Source organism: Geodermatophilus sp. YIM 151500, from assembly GCF_025716945.1.
Taxonomy (GTDB): Bacteria; Actinomycetota; Actinomycetes; order Mycobacteriales; family Geodermatophilaceae; genus YIM-151500.
This window is the reverse complement of record NZ_JAOVZT010000007.1, coordinates 120,068-140,474: the sequence shown is the minus strand read 5'-3', so window position 1 is coordinate 140,474 and position 20,407 is coordinate 120,068. Positions and strand designations below refer to the sequence as shown.

Here is a 20,407-nt window from a genome sequence, read left to right as displayed (position 1 = left end):
TCCTCACCGCTCGCACGCTCCCGGCGGGACCCTGGGGCGGCCCGCCGTACCCTTGCCGGTCGTGGCCCGGCAGCTGACCCTCCTCCCCGCGCCCGGCCCCTCCGAGGCGGTGGTCCGGGCTGCCGTCGAGCCCGCGCTGCGGGCCTGCCTGGACGGCGGCGCCCCGCTCGCCGTCGTCCCCGCCGGCCCGCCGGACGCCGTCGCCGCCGCCCGGGCCGCGCTGCACCCCGACGAGCCGGTGGAACCGGGCGCCCACCTGCTCGTGGTGACCTCGGGCTCCACCGGCGCCGCCCGCGGGGTCCTGCTGTCCGCGGGGGCGCTGCGGGCCTCGGCGACGGCCACGCTGGACCGGCTCGGCGGCCCCGGCAGCTGGCTGCTGGCCCTCCCGGTCTCGGCCATCGCCGGGCTGCAGGTGCTCTGCCGCGGCCTGCTCGCCGGCCGGAGCGCCACGGTCCTCGAGCGGGGCGAGCCGCTGGCCGCGGCCGTCGCCCGCCTGCCCGGGGACGACCGCCGGTACACCGCCCTGGTGCCCACCCAGCTGCGCCGCCACCTCGACGGCGAGCCCGACGCGCTGCGCTCCTTCGACGCCGTGCTCGTCGGCGGTGCGGCGACCGATCCCGAGCTGCTCGACCGTGCCCGGGCGGCCGGCGTCCACGTGGTCACCACCTACGGCATGACCGAGACCGCCGGCGGCTGCGTGTACGACGGGCGGCCGCTCACGGGTGTGCAGGTGCGCGCCGGCGCCGACGGCGGCGTCGAACTGGCCGGGCCGGCCCTCGCCCTCGGCTACCGGTGCGACCCGTCGGCGACCGCCGCCGCCTTCGTCGACGGCTGGTTCCGCACCCGGGACGCGGGCAGCCTGGACGCCGAGGGCCGGCTGACCGTGCAGGGCCGGCTGGACGACGTGGTGGTCACCGGCGGGGTCAACGTCGCCCCACCGGCCGTGGAGGCCGCACTGCGCGCGCACCCGGCCGTCGCGGACGCCGTGGTCTTCGGCCGGCCCGATCCGGAGTGGGGGCAGCGGGTGGTCGCCGCCGTCGTCCCGGCCGCCAGCGGTGCGCCGGACCTGGACGCGCTGCGGCCCTGGGTGGCCGGCCGGCTCGGCGGTGCCGCGGCGCCGCGCGAGCTGCACCTGCTGGACGCCGTCCCGCTGCTGCACACGGGCAAGCCCGACCGGCGGGCGGTCGCCGCCGCGCTGGGCGCGCGCTGATGGCCACCGCCGCCCAATGGGTGGCCGGGGCCCGGCCGCGGACGCTGCCCGCCGCCGTCGCCCCGGTGCTCGTGGGCAGCGGTGCGGCCGCCGCCCTCGACGGCTTCCGGCTCGGCCCGGCGCTGCTGGCGCTGGTCGTCGCGCTGGCGCTGCAGGTCGCGGTCAACTACGCCAACGACTACTCCGACGGCACCCGCGGCACCGACGCGGTCCGGGTCGGGCCGATGCGGCTGGTCGGCTCCGGCGCGGCGAGCCCGTCGCAGGTGCTGCTGGCCGCCGTCGTCGCCTTCGGGATCGCCGCGCTGGCCGGCCTGGCCCTCGCCGCGCTGTCGAGTTGGTGGTTGGTCGCGGTCGGCGCGCTCTGCATCGCCGCGGCCTGGACCTACACCGGCGGACCGCTGCCCTACGGCTACCGGGCCCTCGGCGAGGTCTTCGTCTTCCTCTTCTTCGGCCTGGTGGCCGTCGTGGGGACGGCGTTCGCGCAGACCGGCTCGGTCGACGGGTTGGCCGTGGCGGCCGCGGTGCCGGTCGGGCTGCAGTCGACGGCGCTGCTGGTGGTCAACAACCTGCGTGACATCAGCGGCGACGCCGCCGTCGGCAAGCGCACCCTCGCCGTCCTGCTCGGCGAGCGGACCACCCGGTTTGTCTACGCGGGCCTGCTCGCCGTCTCGCTGGCCACCCTCGCCGCGATCGGCGTCGCCCGGCCCGGCGCGCTGCTCGCGCTGCTCGCCGCACCGCTGGCGGTGCCGCCGGTCCGCACGGTGCTCACCGGCGGGCGCGGCCCGGAGCTGATCGCGGCCCTGCAGCGCACCGGGCTGCTGACGCTCGTCACCGGGATCCTGCTCGCCACCGGCCTCGCGCTGAGCGGATGAGGGGTGGCCGGGCCCGGCCCGGCGGGCGTCCGTGCCTGCTCAGCGGGCGTCCGCGTCGGCGTCCTCACCGCCGCTGAGCCGGGTCCGCAGGTCCTCCTTGGCCGCCCGGCGGGCCAGGCTGCGGGCGGCGAGCGCCTCGGTCAGCCTGTCGCGGGCCGGGCGCATCAGCACGTAGGCGACCGGCATGGACAGCAGCAGCCCGAACAGCAGCCCGGCGTAGCTGCCGATACCGACGATCCACAGCAGCAGCACGAGGGCGACGGCGATCGCCAGCCGCCCCACCGAGTAGACGAGCAGCCAGGGCAGTACCCGCGGGGGTGTGGCCGGACCGCCCGCAGGTCCGGCGGGTGTGGTAGGGGTCGGCTCGCCGGCCGCCGGTGGCGGGGTCACCGGCGTGCCCGGTTCGCTGCGCTCAGCCATGACGGCCCTCCCACTTGGTCGACAGGACGACGGTCGTCCGGGTGCGTGCCACGCCCCTGATGCGGTTCAACGCGTTGATGGTCGCCTCCAGTGCCGGGATGTCGGTCACGCGGACCTTGACCACGTAGTCCTCGGTGCCCGCGACCCGCCAGCAGTCCTCGATGCCCGGCATCCCGCGCAGCGCCTGCTCCACGCCGGCGTCGTCGACGGAGTCGCTCTCGATGACGCCGACCAGGGCGGTGACGTCGAGCCCGACAGCGGGCGGGTCGACGATCGCGTGGTAGCCGGTGATGACCCCGGCGGCCTCGAGCTTGCCCACCCGTTCGTGCACGGCCGGCGAGGAGAGGCCGACCTGGCGGGCGAGCTCGGCGTAGCTCGCCCGGCCGTTGGCGCGCAGCAGGTCGATGAGTCGCTGGTCGACGGCGTCGATGGTGGTCCCCGTCCTCCTGGGTGGCCGCCCGTCCCCCGCCTGCCGGCCGACGGCGACCTCGGTCGTGGGCACGAGTATCTCCGGCGGACGTACCCTGGGTGCGGACGAGGGGGTGGGACGGTGGCGTTCCTGGTGGTGCTGCTGATCGCGGTGGTGGTCGTCGTGCTGGTGATGCGGGCCGCCGGCGCCCCCGGGAGGACGGCCCGGCCACCGAAGGCACCGCGCGCGCGTCGCCCGGCCCGGCCGGCGCAGCCTCGCCGACCGGTCGCCCCGGACGACGACCCCGAGTTCCTGCGCGAGCTGGAGCGACGCGTCCGACGGGACGACGGCACCACCGCCTGACGACAGCCGCGGGAGCATCGCAGCGAGGAACGAGCGAGGAGCGGACCGCGGCGCGCAGTCAGGCCATCGGCAGAGCCTGACGACAGCCGCGGGAGCATCGCAGCGAGGAACGAGCGTTGTCCGCGGTCTCGACGCCCTAGCCCGGGACCTCTTGGAAGGCCCGGACCTCATCGGTCCAGGCCAGTGGGAGATGGGCGTCGGCCGCTCCGTGCGTGCCTCGGGTGGGCATCCGGGAGACGGTGTGGTGGACGGGAAGTTCTCGGCCCTGGAACGGGGCGCCAGCGCACACGGTTGGGGCGATCGATCACGCCCGGCGGTCGGGACCCGCCCCGTCGGGCAGATCGCCCGGCCAGCCAAGTCCGCCGCCGCCGTCGTCGGGCACCTCGGGCCCGGGCCAGCCCGGCGGATCCGCCGGGGGCAGCGGCCGGTCGCGACCGGGCGCGTGGGCGACGGTGGGGCTCATGCAGGCATCGAATCACGCACCCGGGCCGGTGGACGCGGTCAGCTGACCCCGCCGTAGCTGTGCAGGCCGGTCGACACCAGGTTGACGTAGAGCAGGTTGAAGACCATCACGCCCAGGCCGACCAGGTTGACCCAGGCGGCCGGGCGCCCGCGCCAGCCAGCCGTCGTGCGGGCGTGCAGGTAGGCGGCGTAGACGACCCAGGCGATGAACGCCCAGGTCTCCTTGGGGTCCCAGCCCCAGAAGCGACCCCATGCGCTCTCCGCCCAGATGGCACCGGCGATGACGGCGAAGGTCCAGATCGGAAAGCCGAAGACCGCGGTCCGGTGGGCGACCCGGTCCAGCGCAGCCGCCCCGGGCAGCCGCGACACGAGGCTGCCCGGCCGCGGCTCCTCGGGCCGCGAGCGCAGCAGGTACAGCCCGCTGGCGATGCCGCTGACGAAGAAGATGCCGAAGCCCAGGATCGCGGTGCTGACGTGCACGGCCAGCCAGCTCGACCGCAGCGCGGCGACCAGCGGGCCGGCGTCGGCGTACAGGAACAGCCCGACGAGCACCATCGCCACGACGACCGGCGCCAGCACGAACAGGCCGATGTGCCGCAGCCCCGGCGTCCGGACGGCGAGCACGACGTAGACGGCGACCCCGACGAGCACCACCGCGGTGGCGAACTCGTACATGTTGCCCCAGGGCAGCCGGTCGGCGGCCAGCCCGCGGGCGACCAGCACCCCGGCGTGGCCGACCGCGCCGAGCACGGTCAGCGCGAGGGCCAGCAGGCCCCAGCGCCGCGCCGCCCCGGGCTCGCCGGCCGTCCCGTCGGCGGGCACGTCGGCCGGCGCGTCGGGCGACCGGACGTCGGAAGAGATGTCGTCCGCACCCGTCCGAGGAGCCGGCGCGCCCCCCGCGGCGACCAGCTCGCGCGCGGGCCGGCGGCCGAAGGCCAGCTGCGCGCAGAAGGCGACCACGGCCAGCGAGTACACGGCGACGCTGACCGAGAACAGCGTGTCCGAGAGCGCGGCCAGCGACGGGTCAGGTGTCACGGGAGGCGTCCTCCGGTCGGGGTGCGGACCCGTCTGGCGACGGGGCGCGGTGCGCGGCCGCGGGGCGGCCGGACGCGCCGCTCAGGGCGGCGGTGAGGTCGGCGGTCAGCTCGGCCAGCCGGGGGCCCGCATCGCCGCTGCCGCGGGTCAGCAGGGCCACCGCCAGCACGCTACCGGCGCCGTCCGGCCCGGCCGACGCGCGGGCGAAGAAGCGCTCCCGGCGCACGAGCAGCATGCCCAGCAGGCCGACGACCAGCGCGACCGCGGCGGCGAGCACCCAGCCCTGGCCGGGATCGGAGGAGTACTGGAGCGCGGCGAACTCGCGGACGCCGGTGAAGGTGATCTCGGTGCCGTCGGGCAGCGTCAGCGCCTCGCCCACCGACAGGTTGGCCCGGCCGACGTCGGTGAGCCGGCCGCTGTCGATCTGCGACGCGTCGAGCGAGTAGACCGACTGCGGGATGCCGGAGTCCAGGCCGAGATAGCCCTCATAGGCCACGATCGCCACCCGGGGCGCCAGCGGGCGGGGGTCGATCGAGGTCAGCACGCCGCCCTGCACCAGCCCGGTCGGGGCGAAGAAGCCCTCGAGCGCCAGCTGCCCGTCGCGGCCGGGGCCGAGGTCGGGCAGCTTGAGCGCCCCCTGGCTGGCCATCGTGGTCTGGTCCGAGGGCAGGAACGGCGCCGAGACATCGGTGAACTCCGTGCCGTCGGGAAGCGTCACCGAGAAGACGGGGCTGAAGCCGTGCCCGGTCAGGTAGACCCGGTCGCCGGCCACCCGCAGCGGGTCGTTCACGCCGATCGTCGTCGACCGGCCCTCCTCCCCCGGTGCCCCGTAGGTGATGTCGGCGGTGAAGGCCGACGCCGTGAGGTCGGGCTCGTACTCGGCCTCGAAAGCCTCCAGGTCGACGCACAGCGGGGTCAGGTCGCCGCTGTCGACCAGCGCCCCCGAGGAGTAGGTGTCGTACTGCTGGAACGAGTTGCAGAAGCCCTGGCCCTCGGTGACCAGGATGCTGCCCTCGTGGCCCCAGAGCTTGCCGGCGGCCAGGCCGAGCAGCACGCCCACCAGCGACAGGTGGAACAGCAGGTTGCCGGCCTCCTTGAGCAGGCCCTTCTCGGCCGACAGCTCCGGACCGTTCGCCCCGCCGCGGCGGACGACGCGGAACCGCCGGACCCGCAGCTCCTCCTCCACGGCGTCGAGCGCGGCGGCCGGGGGCAGCGCCGTCGGCAGCTCGGCGGAGTCGGGCAGCCGGGAGAGGCGGCGGGGCGCCGGCGGTGGAGCCGACCGCAGCGCCCGCGCGTGCTCGACCGCGCGCGGCAGCACGCAGCCGACCAGCGACACGAACAGCAGCAGGTACACCGCGGCGAACCACGGTGAGGAGAAGACGTCGAACAGGTAGAGCCGGTCGAGCACCGGCGCCAGCGTCGGGTGCTCGGCGAAATACTCGGTGACGGCGCCCTGCGACAGCGAGCGCTGCGGCAGCAGCGACCCGGGGACGGCGGCCAGCGCGAGCAGGAAGAGCAGCACGATGGCCGTGCGCATGGCGGTCAGCCGGCGCCACCAGCGCAGGAGGGTGGCGGTGAACCGGCTGCCGGGAGACGGGCGGGCCGGTGGTGGGGGCGCGGCGGGCCGGGGCGGGGCGGCGAGGCTCACGACGGCGCGCTCACAGGAACGACTCCCCCAGGCCGGTGGCTGCCAGCCACGACCGCAGCCACTGCATCATCTCGGTCCACGCGCCGGTGACCAGCAGCAGGCCGACCGCGACCAGGATGCCGCCGCCGACGCGGGTGACCGCGCGGGCGTGCCGTCGGAGGAAGGCGGTGGCTCCCAGCGCGCTCCGGGCGCCCATGGCCACGAGCACGAACGGCACGCCCAGGCCGAGGCAGTAGGCGACGCTGAGCACCGCACCGCGGCCGGCGGTCGCCTCCGCCGCCGCCAGCGAGTAGACGGCGGCCAGCGTGGGCCCGAGGCACGGCGTCCAGCCCAGGCCGAAGACGACCCCGAGCAGCGGGGCGCCGGCCAGGCCGGCGGCCGGGCGCTGCGAGAGCCGCTTCGTGCGCTGCAGGAAGGGCACGCGACCGAGGAAGGCCAGGCCGACCACGACGACCACGACGCCGAGCACCCGGGTGACCAGCTCGTTGTGGACCAGCAGGAGCCGGCCGAGGCCGCCCACCGCGGTGCCCACGGCGACGAAGACGGCGGTGAAGCCGAGGACGAACAGCACCGCGCCGAGCACCATCCGCCCGCGCGGGGAGCGGTCGTCGGCGCCGGCCGCCGCGGGGAGCGGGTGCCGACCGCCGGACGGCGCGGCGGCGGGGACGGGGCTCGTCGCGCCGGCGGGGACCGGGCTGGGGGCGGCCGTCGTCCGGCCGCCGCTGCCGACCAGGCCGGTGACGTAGGAGAGGTAGCCGGGCACGAGCGGCAGCACGCACGGCGAGGCGAAGCTGACCAGCCCGACGAGGGCGGCCACCGCCGCGGCGAGCAGGAGCGGGCCGTCGAGGACGAGGCCGGCGAAGGTCTCCCCCACGGTCAGCCCTCCGCCCGCACCCGGTCCAGGACGCGGCGCAGGTCGTCCTGCGCCACCTCTCCGGTGTACACCGCCGCCACCCGTCCCTGGGCGTCGAGGACGATCGTCGACGGGATGGCGGTGGCCGGGTAGTCGCGGAAGGCGAGGGCGATCTCGCCGCGGGGATCGTGCAGCGAGGGGAACTCGATGCCGTAGCTGTCGACGAAGGCCTGCGCGAACTGCTGGTCGGCCTCCTTGACGTTCACCCCGAGGAAGGCGACCTCGCCGCTGTCGCGGACGTCGGCCCACACCTCCTGGAACTCCGGGGTCTCCACCCGGCAGGGCGCGCACCAGGAGCCCCAGAAGTTGAGGACGGCGACCTGCCCGTCGAGCTCGGCGGAGGTGAACTCCCCGCCGCCGAGCAGCGTGCCGGCGAAGTCGGGCGCCGAGGCCCGCTCGTCGAGCGGGATGACCTCCCCGGCCGGCGTCCCGGCGACGAACCGGAATTCCCCGCCGTTGGTGACGTCGACCGCGTCGTCCCCGGTCGAGCACCCGGCGAGCAGGCCGAGGACGGCGGCGAGCGCGAGCAGCGCGAGCCTCATGCGCCCGGCACCGCGTCGGGCGGGGTGGCTCCGGCCGGCTCGGCGTAGGTCAGCCCGGTCATCCGGTCGCCGTCGTAGGTGATCGACGTGACGCTGGCGAGGCTGCACTCGCGCCGGCGCGGGTCGTGCGCGAACCGCCGTCCCTCCAGGTGCAGCCGCACCGTCCAGATCGGCAGCTGGTGGCTGACCAGGACGGCGGCGTGACCCCGGGCCTTATCGCGGGCGGCCTCGACGGCGGCGAGCATCCGCGCGGCGATCTCGACGTAGGGCTCCCCCCACGACGGCCGCACCGGGTTGCGCAGCTTCCACCAGTGCCGCGGCACGCGCCAGACGCCGTTCCCGCCGGCCACCGACAGCCCCTCGAAGGCGTTGCCGGCCTCGATGATCCGCTCGTCGATGCGGACCTCCAAGCCCAGCAGCTCGGCCAGCGGCCGGGCGGTCTGCTGGGCGCGCTCCAGCGGGCTGGAGACCAGCTCGACGACGTCGGAGCGGCGCAGGTGTTCCGCGGCGGCGACGGCCATCGCCTCGCCGGCCGTCGACAGCCGGTAGCCGGGCAGCCGGCCGTAGAGCACCTTGCCCGGGTTGTGCACCTCCCCGTGCCGCAGCAGGTGGACGGTGGTCGTCTCGCTCACGGGGAGAGCTCCTGGGCGTCCTTGGCGTCGGCGTCCGGCGGGGCGTCGGCGGGGTCGGCGGCCGCGGCGGCGCGTGCGGCGGCGGGCAGCGCGTCGAGCACCCGGTCCAGCGCCTCCCCGTCCAAGGCGGCGTTGACGAACCACGCCTCGAACGCCGAGGGCGGCAGGTACACGCCGCGGGCGAGCATGGCGTGGAAGAAGGCGGTGTGCGCGGCGGTGTCCTGGGTGCGGGCGTCGTCGTAGTCGCGCACCGGGCGCTCGTCGGGCACGAAGAACACCGAGAACATCGACCCGGCCTGCTGCACCCGGTGCGGCACCCCGGCGGCGAACAGGGCGGCGCTGGTGGCGCCGCGCAGCACCGCCGCGACCTCGTCGAGCCGCGCGTAGACCTCGTCGGTGCAGTGCCGCAGCGTGGTGAGGCCGGCGGCGACGGCGACCGGGTTCCCCGACAGGGTGCCGGCCTGGTAGACGGGGCCGGTGGGGGCCAGCTGGTCCATCAGGTCGGCTCGCCCGCCGAAGGCGGCGGCCGGCAGCCCGCCGCCCATGACCTTGCCGAAGGTGAACAGGTCGGCGTCGACCGGGTCCAGGCCGTACCAGCCCGAGCGGGACACGCGGAAGCCGGTCATCACCTCGTCGACCACCAGCAGGGCCCCGTGCGCGGCGGTGATCCGTCGCAGCTCGGCGTTGAAGCCGTCGAGCGGCGGGACGACGCCCATGTTGCCGGCGGCGGCCTCGGTGACGACGCAGGCGATGTCGGCGCCCCGCTCGGCGAAGACGGCCTCCACCGCCGCGACGTCGTTGTAGGGCAGCACGACGGTGTCGGCGGCCGCACCGGTGGTGACGCCGGGGGTGTCGGGCCGGCCGCGCCGGGCGTCGTCGGCGCCGGAGGCGTGGGCCAGCGTCGCGACGCCCGAGCCGGCCGCAGCCAGCAGCGCGTCGACGTGGCCGTGGTAGCAGCCGGCGAACTTGACCACGACGGGACGGCCGGTGGCACCCCGGGCCAGCCGGACGGCGGACATGACCGCCTCGGTGCCGGAGCTGACCAGCCGGACCCGCTCCACGGGCGGCATCCGCCGGACGATCTCCTCGGCCAGCTCCAGCTCGCCCTCGGTAGGGGTGCCGAACGACAGCCCGCGGCGGGCGGTGGCGGTGACGGCCTCGACGACGGCGGGGTGGGCGTGGCCGAGGATCATCGGCCCCCAGGAGGCGACCAGGTCGACGTAGCGGCGGCCGTCGGCGTCGGTGATCCACGGGCCGCTGCCCTCGGCCATGAAGCGCGGCGTGCCGCCGACGGCGCGGAAGGCCCGGACCGGGCTGTTCACCCCGCCCGGGGTGACCCGCTGCCCGCGGGCGAACAGACCGGCCGACGCGGGGGCCTCGTAACTGTAGGGAGCGGTGTCCAGCGAGGTCACGAGCCCAGTGTCCCCCCGGCCGCCGCGCCGCCGTCGGTGGCATCGGACACCCCACCGCCCGCGGGCACGGCCGTCAGCAGGGCCGCGCGCAGGCGGGCCGGGTTCCGGGTGGGCACCAGCACCGTGCGCCCACCGGCCAGGCGGACGGGCAGCCCAGCGCGGCCGCGGGGCAGGGCCGCGCTCCCGCCGAGCACCGGGGAGCCGGCGTCGACGCCCGCCCGCCCCTCGGCGGCCGCGCGCAGGTGGCCGGCGTCCACGTCGGCGAGCGGTACCCGCTCCCGGCCCACCGTCAGCGCCGGCTCCGGCCCGTCACGGTCGACGCGCACGGTCCACGACCGCCGGGCGGCCAGCGTGTGGGCCGCCAGCACGGCCAGGATCCCGCCGGCGACCGCCCAGGCCTGCCCCGGCATCACCACCGGCCCGACGGGCAGCACCTCCACGACGGCGAAGAAGGCGAGGGCCAGGGCGAGCACCCGGACCGGCCGCCACGAGGCGCCCGGCTCGACGAAGCGGTCCCCCTCCCGCACCCTCACCGCTGGGCGGGCGGGGCGAGCCACCGTGCCGCCTCGACCGCCCAGTAGGTGAGCACCGTGCCCGCACCGGCCCGGCGGATCGCGGTCAGCGTCTCCAGGATCGCCCGCTGCCGGTCGACCCAGCCGTTCGCTGCGGCCGCCTCGAGCATCGCGTACTCGCCGCTGACCTGGTACGCCGCGACCGGCACGTGCACCGCGTCGGCCACCCTGGCGACGATGTCCAGGTAGGGCAGCGCCGGCTTGACCATGACCGCGTCGGCGCCCTCGGCCAGGTCCTGCGCCACCTCGCGCAGCGCCTCGTCGGCGTTGGGCGGGTCCATCTGGTAGGTCGACCGGTCGCCGAACCGCGGCGCGCCCTCGGCGGCCTCGCGGAACGGGCCGTAGAAGCCGGACGCGTACTTCGCCGCGTAGGCCAGCACCGGCGTCTCGGTGAAGGCGGCGCCGTCCAGGGCCGCCCGGATCGCGCCGACCTGGCCGTCCATCATCCCGCTGGGGGCGATGACGTGCGCCCCGGCCTGCGCCTGGGCGACGGCCACCGCGGCATAGCGGTCCAGCGTGGGGTCGTTGTCGACGACCAGCTCCCCACCCTGCCCCCGGACCCCACCCCTGGCCGGCGCGAGCAGGCCGCAGTGCCCGTGGTCGGTGTACTCGCACAGGCACAGGTCCGCCATCAGCACCAGCTCGTCGCCGAGGTCGGCCCGCAGCTGCTGCAGCGCGACGTTGACGATGCCGTCGGCAGCGTCGGCCTGCGAGCCGACCGGGTCCTTCGCGGCGGGGATGCCGAACAGGATCAGCCCGCCGATGCCGGCCTCGGCCGCCTCGTGCGCGGCCTTGCGCAGCGATTCGAGCGTGTGCTGCACGACGCCGGGCATCGAGCCGATCGGCACCGGCTCGCCGATGCCCTCCTTGACGAACACCGGCAGCACGAGGTCCGCCGGGGCCAGGCGGGTCTGCGCGGTCAGCCGGCGCAGCGCCGGGGTGGACCGCAGCCGCCGTCCGCGCGCGAAGCCGGGCGTCACGACCCGGCCCCGTCCCCGCCGTCCTCCCCCTCGGCGACGGCGCGCAGCGACTCGGCGTGCGCGGCGAGGGCGTCGACCAGCGGGCCGACGGCGGCGGTCTCCGGCTGCACGTCGACCCGCAGCCCGAACTCCTGCGCGCTGGCGGCGGTGGCCGGGCCGATCACGGCGACGACGGTCTTCGCGTGCGGCTTGCCGGCGATCCCGACCAGGTTGCGGACGGTGCTCGACGAGGTGAAGCACACCGCGTCGAAACCGCCGCCCTTGATGGCCTCCCGGACCGGTGCCGGCGGCGGCGCGGCGCGGACCGTCCGGTAGGCGGTCACGTCGTCGATCTCCCAGCCACGCTCCTTCAGACCCGCGGCGAGGGTCTCGGTGGCGATGTCGGCGCGGGGCAGCAGCACCCGGTCGATCGGGTCGAGCACGTCGTCGTACTCGGGGAAGTCGGCGAGCAGGCCCTCGCTGGACTGCTGCCCGCTGGGCACCAGCTCGGGCGCGATGCCGAAGGCCCGGACGGCGTCGGCGGTCGACTCGCCCACGCAGGCGACCTTGACGCCGGCGAAGGCACGGGCGTCCAGGCCCAGCTCGGCGAACTTCTCCCGCACCGCCCTGACCGCGTTCACCGAGGTGAACACGATCCAGCCGTAGCGGCCGGTGACCAGGCCCTTGATGGCCCGGTCCATCTGCGCGGGGCTGCGCGGCGGCTCGACGGCGATGGTCGGCACCTCGATCGGCACCGCGCCGTAGGCCCGCAGCCGGTCGCTCATCTCCCCGGCCTGGTCCTTGGTGCGCGGCACCAGCACCCGCCAGCCGAACAGCGGCCGGCTCTCCCACCACGACAACCGGGCGCGCTTGTCGACGGCGGCGCCGACCGTGGCGACGACGGGCCCGGTCAGCCCCTCGACGCCGGCGGTCTTCTCGGCGACGGCGGCCAGCTTGGCCACGACGCTCTTCTGCGCCGTCCCGGCACCACCGGCGGTGACGACGACCGGCGTGGTCCCGGACAGGCCGCCTTCGACCAGCCGGGCGGCGGCGTCGGGGAGCTGCTCGGCGGTGCCCTGCAGGGCGAGCGTGCCGCCGCCGGCGACGGCGGCGGCCAGCGGGGCCAGGTCGACGCCGGAGGCCAGGTCGGCGGTCACCGCGGTGCTGCCGAGCGCCACGCCGGCGTAGGCCGGCACGGCGGTGGCCGTCGCGACGCCGGGCACCACGTCGAAGGGCACCGAGGTGCGGCCGACCGCGAGCACCTCCTTGACCACGGCGTCGGAGGTGTAGGGGTCGCCGGCGACCAGCCGGACGACGACCGAGCCGTTCTTCGCGACCGCGACGGCGGACTTGGCCACCTCGGCCGGCTCACCGGTGACCGGGGTCAGCTCGGTGCCCGGGTGGGCCTCGCGGACGGCGTCCTGGACGGCGGGTGCGACGTCGGGGTCGACGAGGACGAGGGCGGCCTCGGCCAGCGCGGCCGTGGCGCGGGCGGTGAGCATGCCCGGGTCGCCCGGGCCGGCGCCGACGAAGACGATCCGGCCGGCGACGCCGGCGGTCTTGCGGAAGCGCGTCATTCCGTGCTCCTGATCCGGCCCCCGGAGGGGGGCGTGTGCGGGGTCTGGGGGGTGGCCGGGGCCTGCTGCCCGGCCGGGCGGGCGGTCACCGGGCGGGCCGCTCCGCGGGAGGTGGTGCCATGAGCGCGGCGGCGCCGCGGTCGAGCAGGTCGGCGGCCAGCGCGCGGCCGAGGGCGGCCGCCTCGCCCACGGGCCCGGCGACCGAGCCGCGCACGCCGTCGCTGCCGTCGATCGCGGTGACCGAGGCGCGGAGGAACAGCTCGGGGCCGTCCTCCCCCTCGGCCACCTCCGCGTAGGCGGCGACCGGGGCGCTGCAACCGGCCTCGAGCGCGGCCAGCGTGCTGCGCTCGGCCAGGACGCAGGCGCGGGTGACCGGGTCGTCGAGCGCGGCGACCAGCGCGCGGGTGCGCTCGTCGTCGGTCCGGCACTCGACCGCCAGCGCGCCCTGCGCCGGCGCGGGGAGGACCTGCAGCGGGTCGAGGGTCTCGGTGACCGCGTCGAGCCGGCCGAGCCGGGCCAGGCCGGCGCGGGCGAGCACGACCGCGTCGAGGTCGCCGGCGCTCACCCGGTCCATGCGGGTGTCGACGTTGCCCCGGATCGGGACGACGTCCAGCCCGAGCCCCAGCGCGCGCAGCTGCGCCACCCGGCGGGGGGCACCGGTGCCGACGGTCGATCCGGGCGGCAGCTCGCCGAGGGTCAGCCCGTCGCGGGCCACGAGGGCGTCGCGCGGGTCCTCGCGGGGCGGGACGGCGGCCAGCACGAGGCCGGGCTGCCCGCGGGTCGGGAGGTCCTTGTAGCTGTGCACCGCCAGGTCGACCCGCCCGTCGAGCAGCGCCTCGCGGATCGCGGTCACGAACACGCCGGTGCCGCCGAGCTGGGGGATGGCCGCGGCCGACCGGTCGCCCTCGGTGGTGATGTGCACCAGCTCGACCGGGGTGCCGGTGACGGCGGTGAGGGCGTCGGCGACCGACTGCGACTGGGTGCGGGCCAGCGCGCTGGCCCGGGTGCCCAGGCGCAGCGTGCCGGTCACCGTGGTCGTCGCGCCGACCGGGCCGTTCACGGCGTGCTCCCGGCCGGCCGGTCGAGGTGCGTCCCGGGGTCGCCGGTGACCGCCTCGGCCAGCGTCGCCGCCTCGGGGTCGACCTCGGCGTCGATGCCGAGGCCGAACAGCGCGCGCAGCGCGCCGGCGTAGTCGGTGCCGCCGGGCACGCCGGCCAGCTCCTTGACCCGCACGGTCGGCTCGTGCAGCAGCTTGTCGACGACCCGGCGCACCGTGCGGGCGATCTCGGCCCGTTCGCGGGCGTCGAGGCCGGGCAGCCTGCTCGACAACCGCAGCAGCTCGGCGTCGACCACGTCGGCGGCCTGGCTGCGCAGCGCCGAGACGGTGGGCGCGACGGCTGCCGCCTGCCGCTCGGCGCGCAGCAGCGCCGTCTCGGCCTCGATCATGGCGTGCGCGGCGGCGACGTCGTCGGCGGCCACGGAGGCCGGCAACGGGCCGCCGTCCGCGCCCGCCCGCTCGCCCTCCGGGAAGGCTCCGCGCCTCTCGCCCTGCAAGAGGGCTCCGTGCCTCTCGCCCTGCAAGAGGGCCAGGTCGACCACGTGGACCCCGGGCAGCGCCGCGACGCCGGGATCGACGTCGCGCGGCAGGGCGAGGTCGACGACGACCAGCGGGCGCCCGGTCCGGCCGGACATGGCGGCGGCCACGACGTCGGTGCCCACGACCAGGCCGGTGGCGCCGGTGCAGGTGAGCAGCACGTCGGCCGCGGCCAGCTCGGCGGGGAGGTCGACGAGGGTGGCGGCGCGCCCGCCGACGCTTTCGGCCAGCCGCTCGGCCGACGCGGTGGTGCGGCTGCTGATCACGACGGAGGCGCCCCGGCGGGCCAGCGTGCTCGCCGCCAGCGCGCCCATCGAGCCGGCGCCCACGACCAGGGTGGTCCGCCCGGCCAGGTCACCGATGCGCGACTCGGTGCGGTCGAGCGCCACCGAGACCAGCGAGGCCCCGGCCCGGTCGATGCCGGTGTCGGTGTGCACGCGCTTGCCCACCCGCAGCGCCCGCTGGGCGACCGGGTGGAGGGCGCGGCCCACCGTGCGCTCCTCGCGGGCAAGGGCGTAGGCGGCACGCAGCTGGCCGAGCACCTGCGTCTCGCCGACCACCATGGAGTCCAGCCCGGCGGCCACCGAGAACAGGTGCGCGACGGCCTGGTCCTCGTAGTGCACGGTGACGTAGGGCGAGAGCTCCTCGACGGTGGCGCCGGCCTGGCGGGCCAGGACGCGGCTGACATCGGCGACGCCGCCGTGGAAGCGGTCGACCTCGGCGAACACCTCGACCCGGTTGCACGTCGCGAGCACCAGCGCCTCGCTCACGTGATCGCTCTCGACCAGCTCGTGCAGCGCCTTGACCGTGTCGGGCACGCCCATGGCGAACTGCTCGAGCAGCGCGACGGGTGCCGTCCGGTGGCTCACGCCGACGGCGAGGAGGCTCATGCCGGCTGCTCCTCGGGCGGTGCGAGCCGCTGCTGGCCGAGGAAGGCCAGGACCTGCAGCTCGACCGACAGGTCCACCTTCCGGACGTCGACCCCGGCGGGCGCGGCCAGGGTCACCGGCGCGAAGTTCAAGATGCTCCTCACCCCGGCCGCGGCCAGCCGGTCGCAGACCGACTGGGCCACCTCGGCCGGTGTCGCGATGACTCCGATGGAGGCCTGCGTCGCGGCGACGACCTGCTCCAGCTCCTCGACCGGCTGCACGGTCCGCCCCCCGATGACCTGCCCGATCCGGGACGGCGCGGCGTCGAACAGGCCCACGAACTCGAAGCCGCGGCTGCCGAAGCCGGCGTAGTGCGCCAGCGCCGTGCCGAGGTTGCCGATGCCGACCAGGACGCAGGCGCGGGACCGCTCGACCCCCAGCACCCGGGTCAGCCGGTCGCGCAGCGTGCCGACCTCGTAGCCGACACCGCGCGTGCCGCACGGGCCCAGGTGGGAGAGGTCCTTGCGCAGCCCGGCCGGGTTGACCCCGGCGGCGGAGGCCAGCTCGCCGGAGGAGACGGTGCTCCGACCGCCGTCGGCCAGCGCGGTGAGCACCCGGAGGTACACGGCCAGGCGGGCGACGGTGGCCTCCGGGATGGGCCGGGGCCGCGGCTGGATCACGGGCTCTCCACAGCGGGTGCACCCGACCACCCGGCGGGTGCCGGAGACGGGCTGCGACATCGGGAACGGCGGGCACGATCGCCCTGCTCCCGTCACGGTAACCGCTTGTGAAGGCAGGTACAAAGTCGCCGGCCGCGGGCAGCGCGCTGACCGGCCCCGCTCGGGGAGCACTGTGGTGGACACCACCCTACCGACCTCCGCGGGCGGCGGGCTCAGCCCCCCGCGAGGTCGCGGCGCAGCCGGTCGACGTCGACGGTGAAGTAGGAGTGCTCGCGCCCGTCGAGCAGGACGACGGGCACCCGGTCGCCGTACTCGGCCTGCAGCTCGGGGTCGGCGTCCACGTCGACCGCCTCGTGGCGCAGGCCGAACTCCGCCCCGATGCGCGCCAGGGTCTCCCCCGCCACCTGGCACAGGTGGCAGCCGGCGCGGGTGAGCAGCTGCAGCCGCGGCCGGTCGTCAGCCACCGGCCGCCCTCCCCTGCAGCGACGGCCGTGCGGTGGTCACCGGTCACATCCTCCGTCGAGGGCCGTCTCCGGCACCCGCTCGGGATTCGTCACCACGGGGGACGCACGGGAGCGTGGACGGGCAGGGGCGATGTTGTCACCATGGTCGGAGCCCCGCAGCACCGGCGCCTGTTGCGTACGGTGACGACGGCAGGCCCCGGTCGAGTCTCGGCGGGCCGACGAGGAGGTCGAGTGCCCGCATGAGCCCCCCGCCCCTCGAAGCCGGGCGCCCGGTCCCCGGTCCGGCACCACCGGCCGAGCCGTGGACGGACAACGTCGTCATCGACGAGGTCGTCGACGAGCCGCTGGTGACGGCGGCCGGTCCGGACGCCGAGCGCGATCCCGAGGTGTGGGAGCTCGTCGAGCGCGCGCAGGGCGGGGACGCCGAGGCGTTCGGCCAGCTGTACGACCGCTACGTCGACCTGGTCCACCGGTACGTGCACCACCGGGTCGGCGACCGCGCCACCGCCGAGGACGTCACCAGCGAGACGTTCGTCCGCGCGCTGCGGCGGATCGACACGCTGTCGTTCCAGGGGCGGGACGTCGGGGCGTGGTTGCTCACGATCGCCCGCAACATCATCCGGGACCAGGTGAAGAGCAGTCGCTACCGGCTCGAGGTGAGCACCGCCGATCTCCGCGACGCCGCGCCGCTCACGGACGGCCCGGAGGAGGCGGTGGTGCAGCAGCTGACCAACGAGCGGCTCGTCGCCTGCATGCGCCAGCTCGGCAGCGAGCAGCAGGAGTGCCTGGCCCTGCGGTTCCTGCACGGGCTCTCCATCGCCGAGACGGCCGCCATCATGGGCAAGCGGGAGGGCGCGATCAAGGCGCTGCAGCACCGCGCCGTCCGGCGGCTGGCCGCCCTGCTCCCGGAGGAACTGCGATGAGCGCGGCCTGCACCCGAGCGGGTGCACGGCCCGTAACCCCGACGGCCCCCCGGTCGTTGGAGTCGGTGCAACGGGGGTGTGGCCGGACCGGTCTCGGTCCGCGCCCGGCCGGCGCCCCCGCCCGGACGACGGTCGGAGGAGCACGGTGAGCCCGCATCTCGGCATCGGCCGCTCGCGCGCGGCCGATCGGGACCGCGAGGAGCTCCTCGTCGCGCGGCTCGAGCGGCTCGCGCCGCACCTCGACGGCGAGCCCGCGCCGGAGTTCCGAGCCCGCACCCGGGCCCGCCTCGTCGCGATGGCCGCCGTCCGGCAGCCCGCCGTGGCCACCCCGCCGCCGCCCGAGCCGGCGCTCGCCGTCTGGCGCAGCCGCGCGAGCGCCGCGCTGACCGGCGCGGCCGCCGCCGTGACCGCCGCCGCGGTGGTCGTGGCGCTGGCCGCCGACGCTCGGCCGGGTGACCCGCTGTACGGCATCAAGCGGGGCGCCGAGGAGACCAAGCTGGTCCTGGCCGGGGAGGCCACCCGGGGGCAGACCCTGCTCGCGCTCGCCGACACCCGGTTGGGCGAGCTGGACGCGCTGCTCGGCGAAGGCCGGCCGGCGCCGGAGGTGCCGCCCACGGACGGTGGCGGCCAGGTGGCGGCGCCGCCGCCCGCGCTGGTGCTCGACACCCTGGCCACGATGGACGCGCAGACGGCGGAGGGAGCCGCCCGGCTGGCCGACCGGGCCGTGTCCGACGACGACGAGGCGGCGCTGGTCGCGCTGGCCCAATGGCAGGACCAGCAGTCGACCGCGCTCGCCGAGCTGCTGCCTCGCATGCCCGAGGCGGCCGAGGTCGCCGCCTCCGGATCGCTGGATCTGCTCGCGCGACTCGAGGAGCGGGTCGAGGCGCTGCGCGTCGCCCTCGCCTGCCCGGCGGGCCCGTCGACGGCCGGGCGGGACGCGCTCGGCCCGGTGCCCGGACCCTGCATCGCGGCGCAGCCCGTCGCGCCGCCCGACCGGGGGACGGCCCCGGCCGCGCCGAGCCCGGACGAACCGTCCAGGCCCGCTCCGGGTGGTACGCCGTCCGGCACGCCGGGCGGGACGCCCAGCACCGGCATCCCGGGGAGCGACACCCCCGGCACCGGGACCCCGGGCACCAGCGGGCCGGGCACGAGCGAGCCCGGGACGAGCGAGCCCGGGACGAGCGAGCCGGGCACCAGCGGACCCGGAACCGGTGGTACGGGCACCGGCACTCCCGGGTCCGAGAGCCCCGGCACGCCGGGCACCGGCACTCCCGGGTCCGAGGGCCCCGGTACACCCGGAACGGGCACCCCCAGCACCAGCGGGTCGGGCACCGGCACGCCGGGGACGGATGCGCCCGGCACGGGTGTTCCCGGTGGGGACGTCGGCGGGGACGCGCCGGACCCCGGCGAGGAACCCAGTGGTGGGCCGACGACCAGCGAGGCTCCGTCGACCAGCGCGCCGCCGACCGGGAGCCCGCCGTCCTCGCCGGACTCGTCCACCACGGGCTCCGCGCCGGGTCCGGTGGTCGAGCCCGGGATAAGCGGTTCGCCGTCCGGACCGCAGACCTCGTCAGCGGGCCCCCCGGTGTCCTCCGCGCCGTCCACGACGATGCAGTCGTCGCCGTCCGGGGTGCCGTCCGGCTCGACCGCGGTGGGCACGTCCGACGCTCCGGTGACGCCGTCCACCGGCTCGACCGCGGTGGGGACGGCGGAGCCGTCCGTCCCCGCGACGACGGACGCGTCGCCACCCGCGGCCGGGACGGACGTGCCGCCCACCCCCTGAGCCACGGGCCCTCACCGGGCACGCGCGGCCGGGGACCGGTGCGCGGTCCGTCCGCACCGCCGCTCTAGGGTCGATCCGTCCGTCCGTGCTCGCCCGCCCGGGCAGATGGTGGAGTCCGAGGAGGTGGCCGTGCCCCGACTGCCGCGCCGCGGTTCCCGCGACGCCCGGCGGTCACGCGTGGACGAGGAGACCCGTGCGCACGTCGCGGGGGCCGCGTCCGCGGCGGCTGCGGAGGTCACCGGGCCGCCGGCGGCCGAGCCCGATGCCACGGCCGCGGCCTTCTTCGACGTCGACAACACGATGATGATGGGCGCGTCGCTGTTCTGGTTCGCCCGCGGGCTGGCCGCGCGCAAGTACTTCTCCACCCGCGACCTGAGCCGGTTCGTCTGGCAGCAGGCGAAGTTCCGCATCGCCGGCAACGAGAGCGCCGACGACATGCACACCATCCGGGAGAACGCGCTGGCCTTCGTGGCCGGCCGCCCGGTCGACGAGATCGTCCAGGCCAGCGAGGAGATCTACGACGAGCTGATGGCCGACCGCATCTGGTCGGGTACCCGGGCGCTGGCCCAGCGGCACCTCGCCGCCGGGCAGCGGGTCTGGCTGGTGACGGCCACGCCGGTGGAGCTGGCGGGCATCATCGCCCACCGGCTCGGGTTGACCGGGGCACTGGGCACGGTCGCCGAGGTGGTCGACGGCCGGTACACCGGCCGGCTGGTCGGCGAGCTGATGCACGGTGAGGCCAAGGCGGAGGCGGTGCGGGCGCTCGCCGAGCGGGAGGGCCTGGACCTCTCCCGCTGCACCGCCTACAGCGACTCGGCCAACGACCTGCCGATGCTCACGCTCACCGGCACGGCGGTGGCGGTCAACCCCGACACCGAGCTGCGGGCGGTGGCGCGGTCGCGCGGTTGGGTCGTCCGCGACTTCCGCACCGGGCGCAAGGCGGCCAAGATCGGCGTCCCCACGGTCGCGGCCGCGGCGGTGTCCGGCGGGCTGGTCGGCGGCGCCGTGGCCCTCCGCCGCCGCAACAAGCTCTGAGCACACCGTCGCCCTGCGGGTCCCCCGAGGAAC

General features: G+C 76.7%; 22 protein-coding genes. 6 read left to right on the top strand and 16 right to left on the bottom strand.

Annotation, left to right across the window (positions count from 1 at the left end; all coding sequences use genetic code 11):
* Window positions 1–61 precede the first annotated feature (61 nt).
* Window positions 62–1,210 carry an o-succinylbenzoate--CoA ligase gene (gene menE, locus OF117_RS13755; RefSeq protein ID WP_263553412.1) on the top strand — a complete coding sequence of 383 codons (1,149 nt, stop codon included), beginning with the start codon at window positions 62–64 and terminating at the stop codon, window positions 1,208–1,210.
* Complete coding sequence (locus OF117_RS13750; RefSeq protein WP_263553411.1) at window positions 1,210–2,082, top strand: 1,4-dihydroxy-2-naphthoate polyprenyltransferase; 873 nt, start codon at window positions 1,210–1,212, stop codon at window positions 2,080–2,082. The genes menE and OF117_RS13750 overlap by 1 nt, the downstream gene beginning before the upstream one ends.
* A gap of 39 nt (window positions 2,083–2,121) precedes the next feature.
* On the opposite strand, the gene OF117_RS13745 is transcribed toward OF117_RS13750, so the two are convergent.
* Together OF117_RS13745 and OF117_RS13740 are read right to left on the bottom strand one after the other, a co-directional pair.
* Complete coding sequence (locus OF117_RS13745; RefSeq protein WP_263553410.1) at window positions 2,122–2,502, bottom strand: DUF4229 domain-containing protein; 381 nt, start codon at window positions 2,500–2,502, stop codon at window positions 2,122–2,124.
* The gene (locus tag OF117_RS13740) at window positions 2,495–3,004 is read right to left on the bottom strand and encodes an Lrp/AsnC family transcriptional regulator (RefSeq protein WP_263553409.1); all 510 of its coding nucleotides are present in this window, start codon (window positions 3,002–3,004) and stop codon (window positions 2,495–2,497) included. Before OF117_RS13740 ends, OF117_RS13745 begins: the two co-directional genes overlap by 8 nt.
* 48 nt (window positions 3,005–3,052) lie before the next feature.
* On the opposite strand from OF117_RS13740, the gene OF117_RS13735 reads away from it, so the two are divergent.
* Window positions 3,053–3,274, top strand: coding sequence for a hypothetical protein (locus OF117_RS13735; RefSeq protein ID WP_263553408.1), 222 nt, complete (start codon window positions 3,053–3,055; stop codon window positions 3,272–3,274).
* A 304-nt stretch (window positions 3,275–3,578) separates the two neighbouring features.
* Here OF117_RS13735 and OF117_RS13730 read toward each other — a convergent pair whose 3' ends face one another.
* From OF117_RS13730 to OF117_RS13665, 14 genes are all read right to left on the bottom strand, one after another.
* Window positions 3,579–3,737 (bottom strand): hypothetical protein, encoded by a 159-nt coding sequence (locus OF117_RS13730; RefSeq protein WP_263553407.1) that lies wholly within the window; start codon window positions 3,735–3,737, stop codon window positions 3,579–3,581.
* Window positions 3,738–3,775: 38 nt separating this feature from the next.
* Window positions 3,776–4,771, bottom strand: a complete 996-nt coding sequence (gene ccsB / locus OF117_RS13725; protein ID WP_263553406.1) for a c-type cytochrome biogenesis protein CcsB — start codon at window positions 4,769–4,771, stop codon at window positions 3,776–3,778.
* Entirely contained in the window at window positions 4,761–6,419 is a 1,659-nt protein-coding gene (locus OF117_RS13720; protein ID WP_263553405.1) for a cytochrome c biogenesis protein ResB, read from the bottom strand. The genes ccsB and OF117_RS13720 overlap by 11 nt, the downstream gene beginning before the upstream one ends.
* A gap of 10 nt (window positions 6,420–6,429) precedes the next feature.
* Window positions 6,430–7,293: a cytochrome c biogenesis CcdA family protein gene (locus OF117_RS13715; RefSeq protein ID WP_263553404.1), complete on the bottom strand. Its 864-nt coding sequence runs from the start codon at window positions 7,291–7,293 to the stop codon at window positions 6,430–6,432.
* Between the two features lie 2 nt (window positions 7,294–7,295).
* Window positions 7,296–7,874: a TlpA family protein disulfide reductase gene (locus OF117_RS13710; RefSeq protein WP_263553403.1), complete on the bottom strand. Its 579-nt coding sequence runs from the start codon at window positions 7,872–7,874 to the stop codon at window positions 7,296–7,298.
* Window positions 7,871–8,506 carry a histidine phosphatase family protein gene (locus tag OF117_RS13705; RefSeq protein ID WP_263553402.1) on the bottom strand — a complete coding sequence of 212 codons (636 nt, stop codon included), beginning with the start codon at window positions 8,504–8,506 and terminating at the stop codon, window positions 7,871–7,873. The genes OF117_RS13710 and OF117_RS13705 overlap by 4 nt, the downstream gene beginning before the upstream one ends.
* Window positions 8,503–9,918 carry a glutamate-1-semialdehyde 2,1-aminomutase gene (hemL, locus tag OF117_RS13700; protein WP_263553401.1) on the bottom strand — a complete coding sequence of 472 codons (1,416 nt, stop codon included), beginning with the start codon at window positions 9,916–9,918 and terminating at the stop codon, window positions 8,503–8,505. The genes OF117_RS13705 and hemL overlap by 4 nt, the downstream gene beginning before the upstream one ends.
* Window positions 9,915–10,445 carry a hypothetical protein gene (locus OF117_RS13695; RefSeq protein ID WP_263553400.1) on the bottom strand — a complete coding sequence of 177 codons (531 nt, stop codon included), beginning with the start codon at window positions 10,443–10,445 and terminating at the stop codon, window positions 9,915–9,917. The genes hemL and OF117_RS13695 overlap by 4 nt, the downstream gene beginning before the upstream one ends.
* Before the next feature lie 2 nt (window positions 10,446–10,447).
* Window positions 10,448–11,470, bottom strand: coding sequence for a porphobilinogen synthase (gene hemB / locus OF117_RS13690; protein ID WP_263553399.1), 1,023 nt, complete (start codon window positions 11,468–11,470; stop codon window positions 10,448–10,450).
* Window positions 11,467–13,026, bottom strand: coding sequence for a bifunctional uroporphyrinogen-III C-methyltransferase/uroporphyrinogen-III synthase (locus OF117_RS13685; RefSeq protein ID WP_263553398.1), 1,560 nt, complete (start codon window positions 13,024–13,026; stop codon window positions 11,467–11,469). The genes hemB and OF117_RS13685 overlap by 4 nt, the downstream gene beginning before the upstream one ends.
* An 85-nt stretch (window positions 13,027–13,111) precedes the next feature.
* Window positions 13,112–14,086, bottom strand: a complete 975-nt coding sequence (gene hemC / locus OF117_RS13680) for a hydroxymethylbilane synthase (protein WP_263553397.1) — start codon at window positions 14,084–14,086, stop codon at window positions 13,112–13,114.
* A complete protein-coding gene (hemA, locus tag OF117_RS13675) occupies window positions 14,083–15,510 on the bottom strand; it encodes a glutamyl-tRNA reductase (protein WP_263553396.1) in 1,428 nt (475 codons plus the stop codon). The genes hemC and hemA overlap by 4 nt, the downstream gene beginning before the upstream one ends.
* Window positions 15,507–16,169 (bottom strand): redox-sensing transcriptional repressor Rex, encoded by a 663-nt coding sequence (locus OF117_RS13670; RefSeq protein ID WP_263553395.1) that lies wholly within the window; start codon window positions 16,167–16,169, stop codon window positions 15,507–15,509. The genes hemA and OF117_RS13670 overlap by 4 nt, the downstream gene beginning before the upstream one ends.
* A gap of 212 nt (window positions 16,170–16,381) precedes the next feature.
* On the bottom strand, window positions 16,382–16,633 hold the full coding sequence (locus OF117_RS13665; RefSeq protein ID WP_263553394.1) for a glutaredoxin family protein: 252 nt from the start codon (window positions 16,631–16,633) through the stop codon (window positions 16,382–16,384).
* 239 nt (window positions 16,634–16,872) lie between these two features.
* Here OF117_RS13665 and OF117_RS13660 point away from each other — a divergent pair, with 239 nt between their 5' ends.
* The 3 genes from OF117_RS13660 to OF117_RS13650 all read left to right on the top strand — a co-directional run bounded on the left by OF117_RS13660 (window position 16,873) and on the right by OF117_RS13650 (window position 20,374).
* Window positions 16,873–17,556: a sigma-70 family RNA polymerase sigma factor gene (locus OF117_RS13660; protein ID WP_263553393.1), complete on the top strand. Its 684-nt coding sequence runs from the start codon at window positions 16,873–16,875 to the stop codon at window positions 17,554–17,556.
* A gap of 145 nt (window positions 17,557–17,701) precedes the next feature.
* Complete coding sequence (locus OF117_RS13655) at window positions 17,702–19,339, top strand: DUF5667 domain-containing protein (RefSeq protein WP_263553392.1); 1,638 nt, start codon at window positions 17,702–17,704, stop codon at window positions 19,337–19,339.
* A 129-nt stretch (window positions 19,340–19,468) separates the two neighbouring features.
* Complete coding sequence (locus tag OF117_RS13650; RefSeq protein WP_263553391.1) at window positions 19,469–20,374, top strand: HAD family hydrolase; 906 nt, start codon at window positions 19,469–19,471, stop codon at window positions 20,372–20,374.
* Window positions 20,375–20,407: the final 33 nt, after the last annotated feature.

Bases quoted from the DNA above. Each gene is read 5' to 3' on its own strand.
- OF117_RS13750 (WP_263553411.1), top strand. From the start codon at position 1,210: ATGGCCACCGCCGCCCAATGGGTGGCCGGGGCCCGGCCGCGGACGCTG.
- OF117_RS13745 (WP_263553410.1), bottom strand. From the start codon at position 2,502: ATGGCTGAGCGCAGCGAACCGGGCACGCCGGTGACCCCGCCACCGGCG.
- OF117_RS13730 (WP_263553407.1), bottom strand. From the start codon at position 3,737: ATGAGCCCCACCGTCGCCCACGCGCCCGGTCGCGACCGGCCGCTGCCC.
- OF117_RS13710 (WP_263553403.1), bottom strand. From the start codon at position 7,874: ATGAGGCTCGCGCTGCTCGCGCTCGCCGCCGTCCTCGGCCTGCTCGCC.
- OF117_RS13685 (WP_263553398.1), bottom strand. From the start codon at position 13,026: ATGACGCGCTTCCGCAAGACCGCCGGCGTCGCCGGCCGGATCGTCTTC.
- hemA (WP_263553396.1), bottom strand. From the start codon at position 15,510: ATGAGCCTCCTCGCCGTCGGCGTGAGCCACCGGACGGCACCCGTCGCG.
- OF117_RS13660 (WP_263553393.1), top strand. From the start codon at position 16,873: ATGAGCCCCCCGCCCCTCGAAGCCGGGCGCCCGGTCCCCGGTCCGGCA.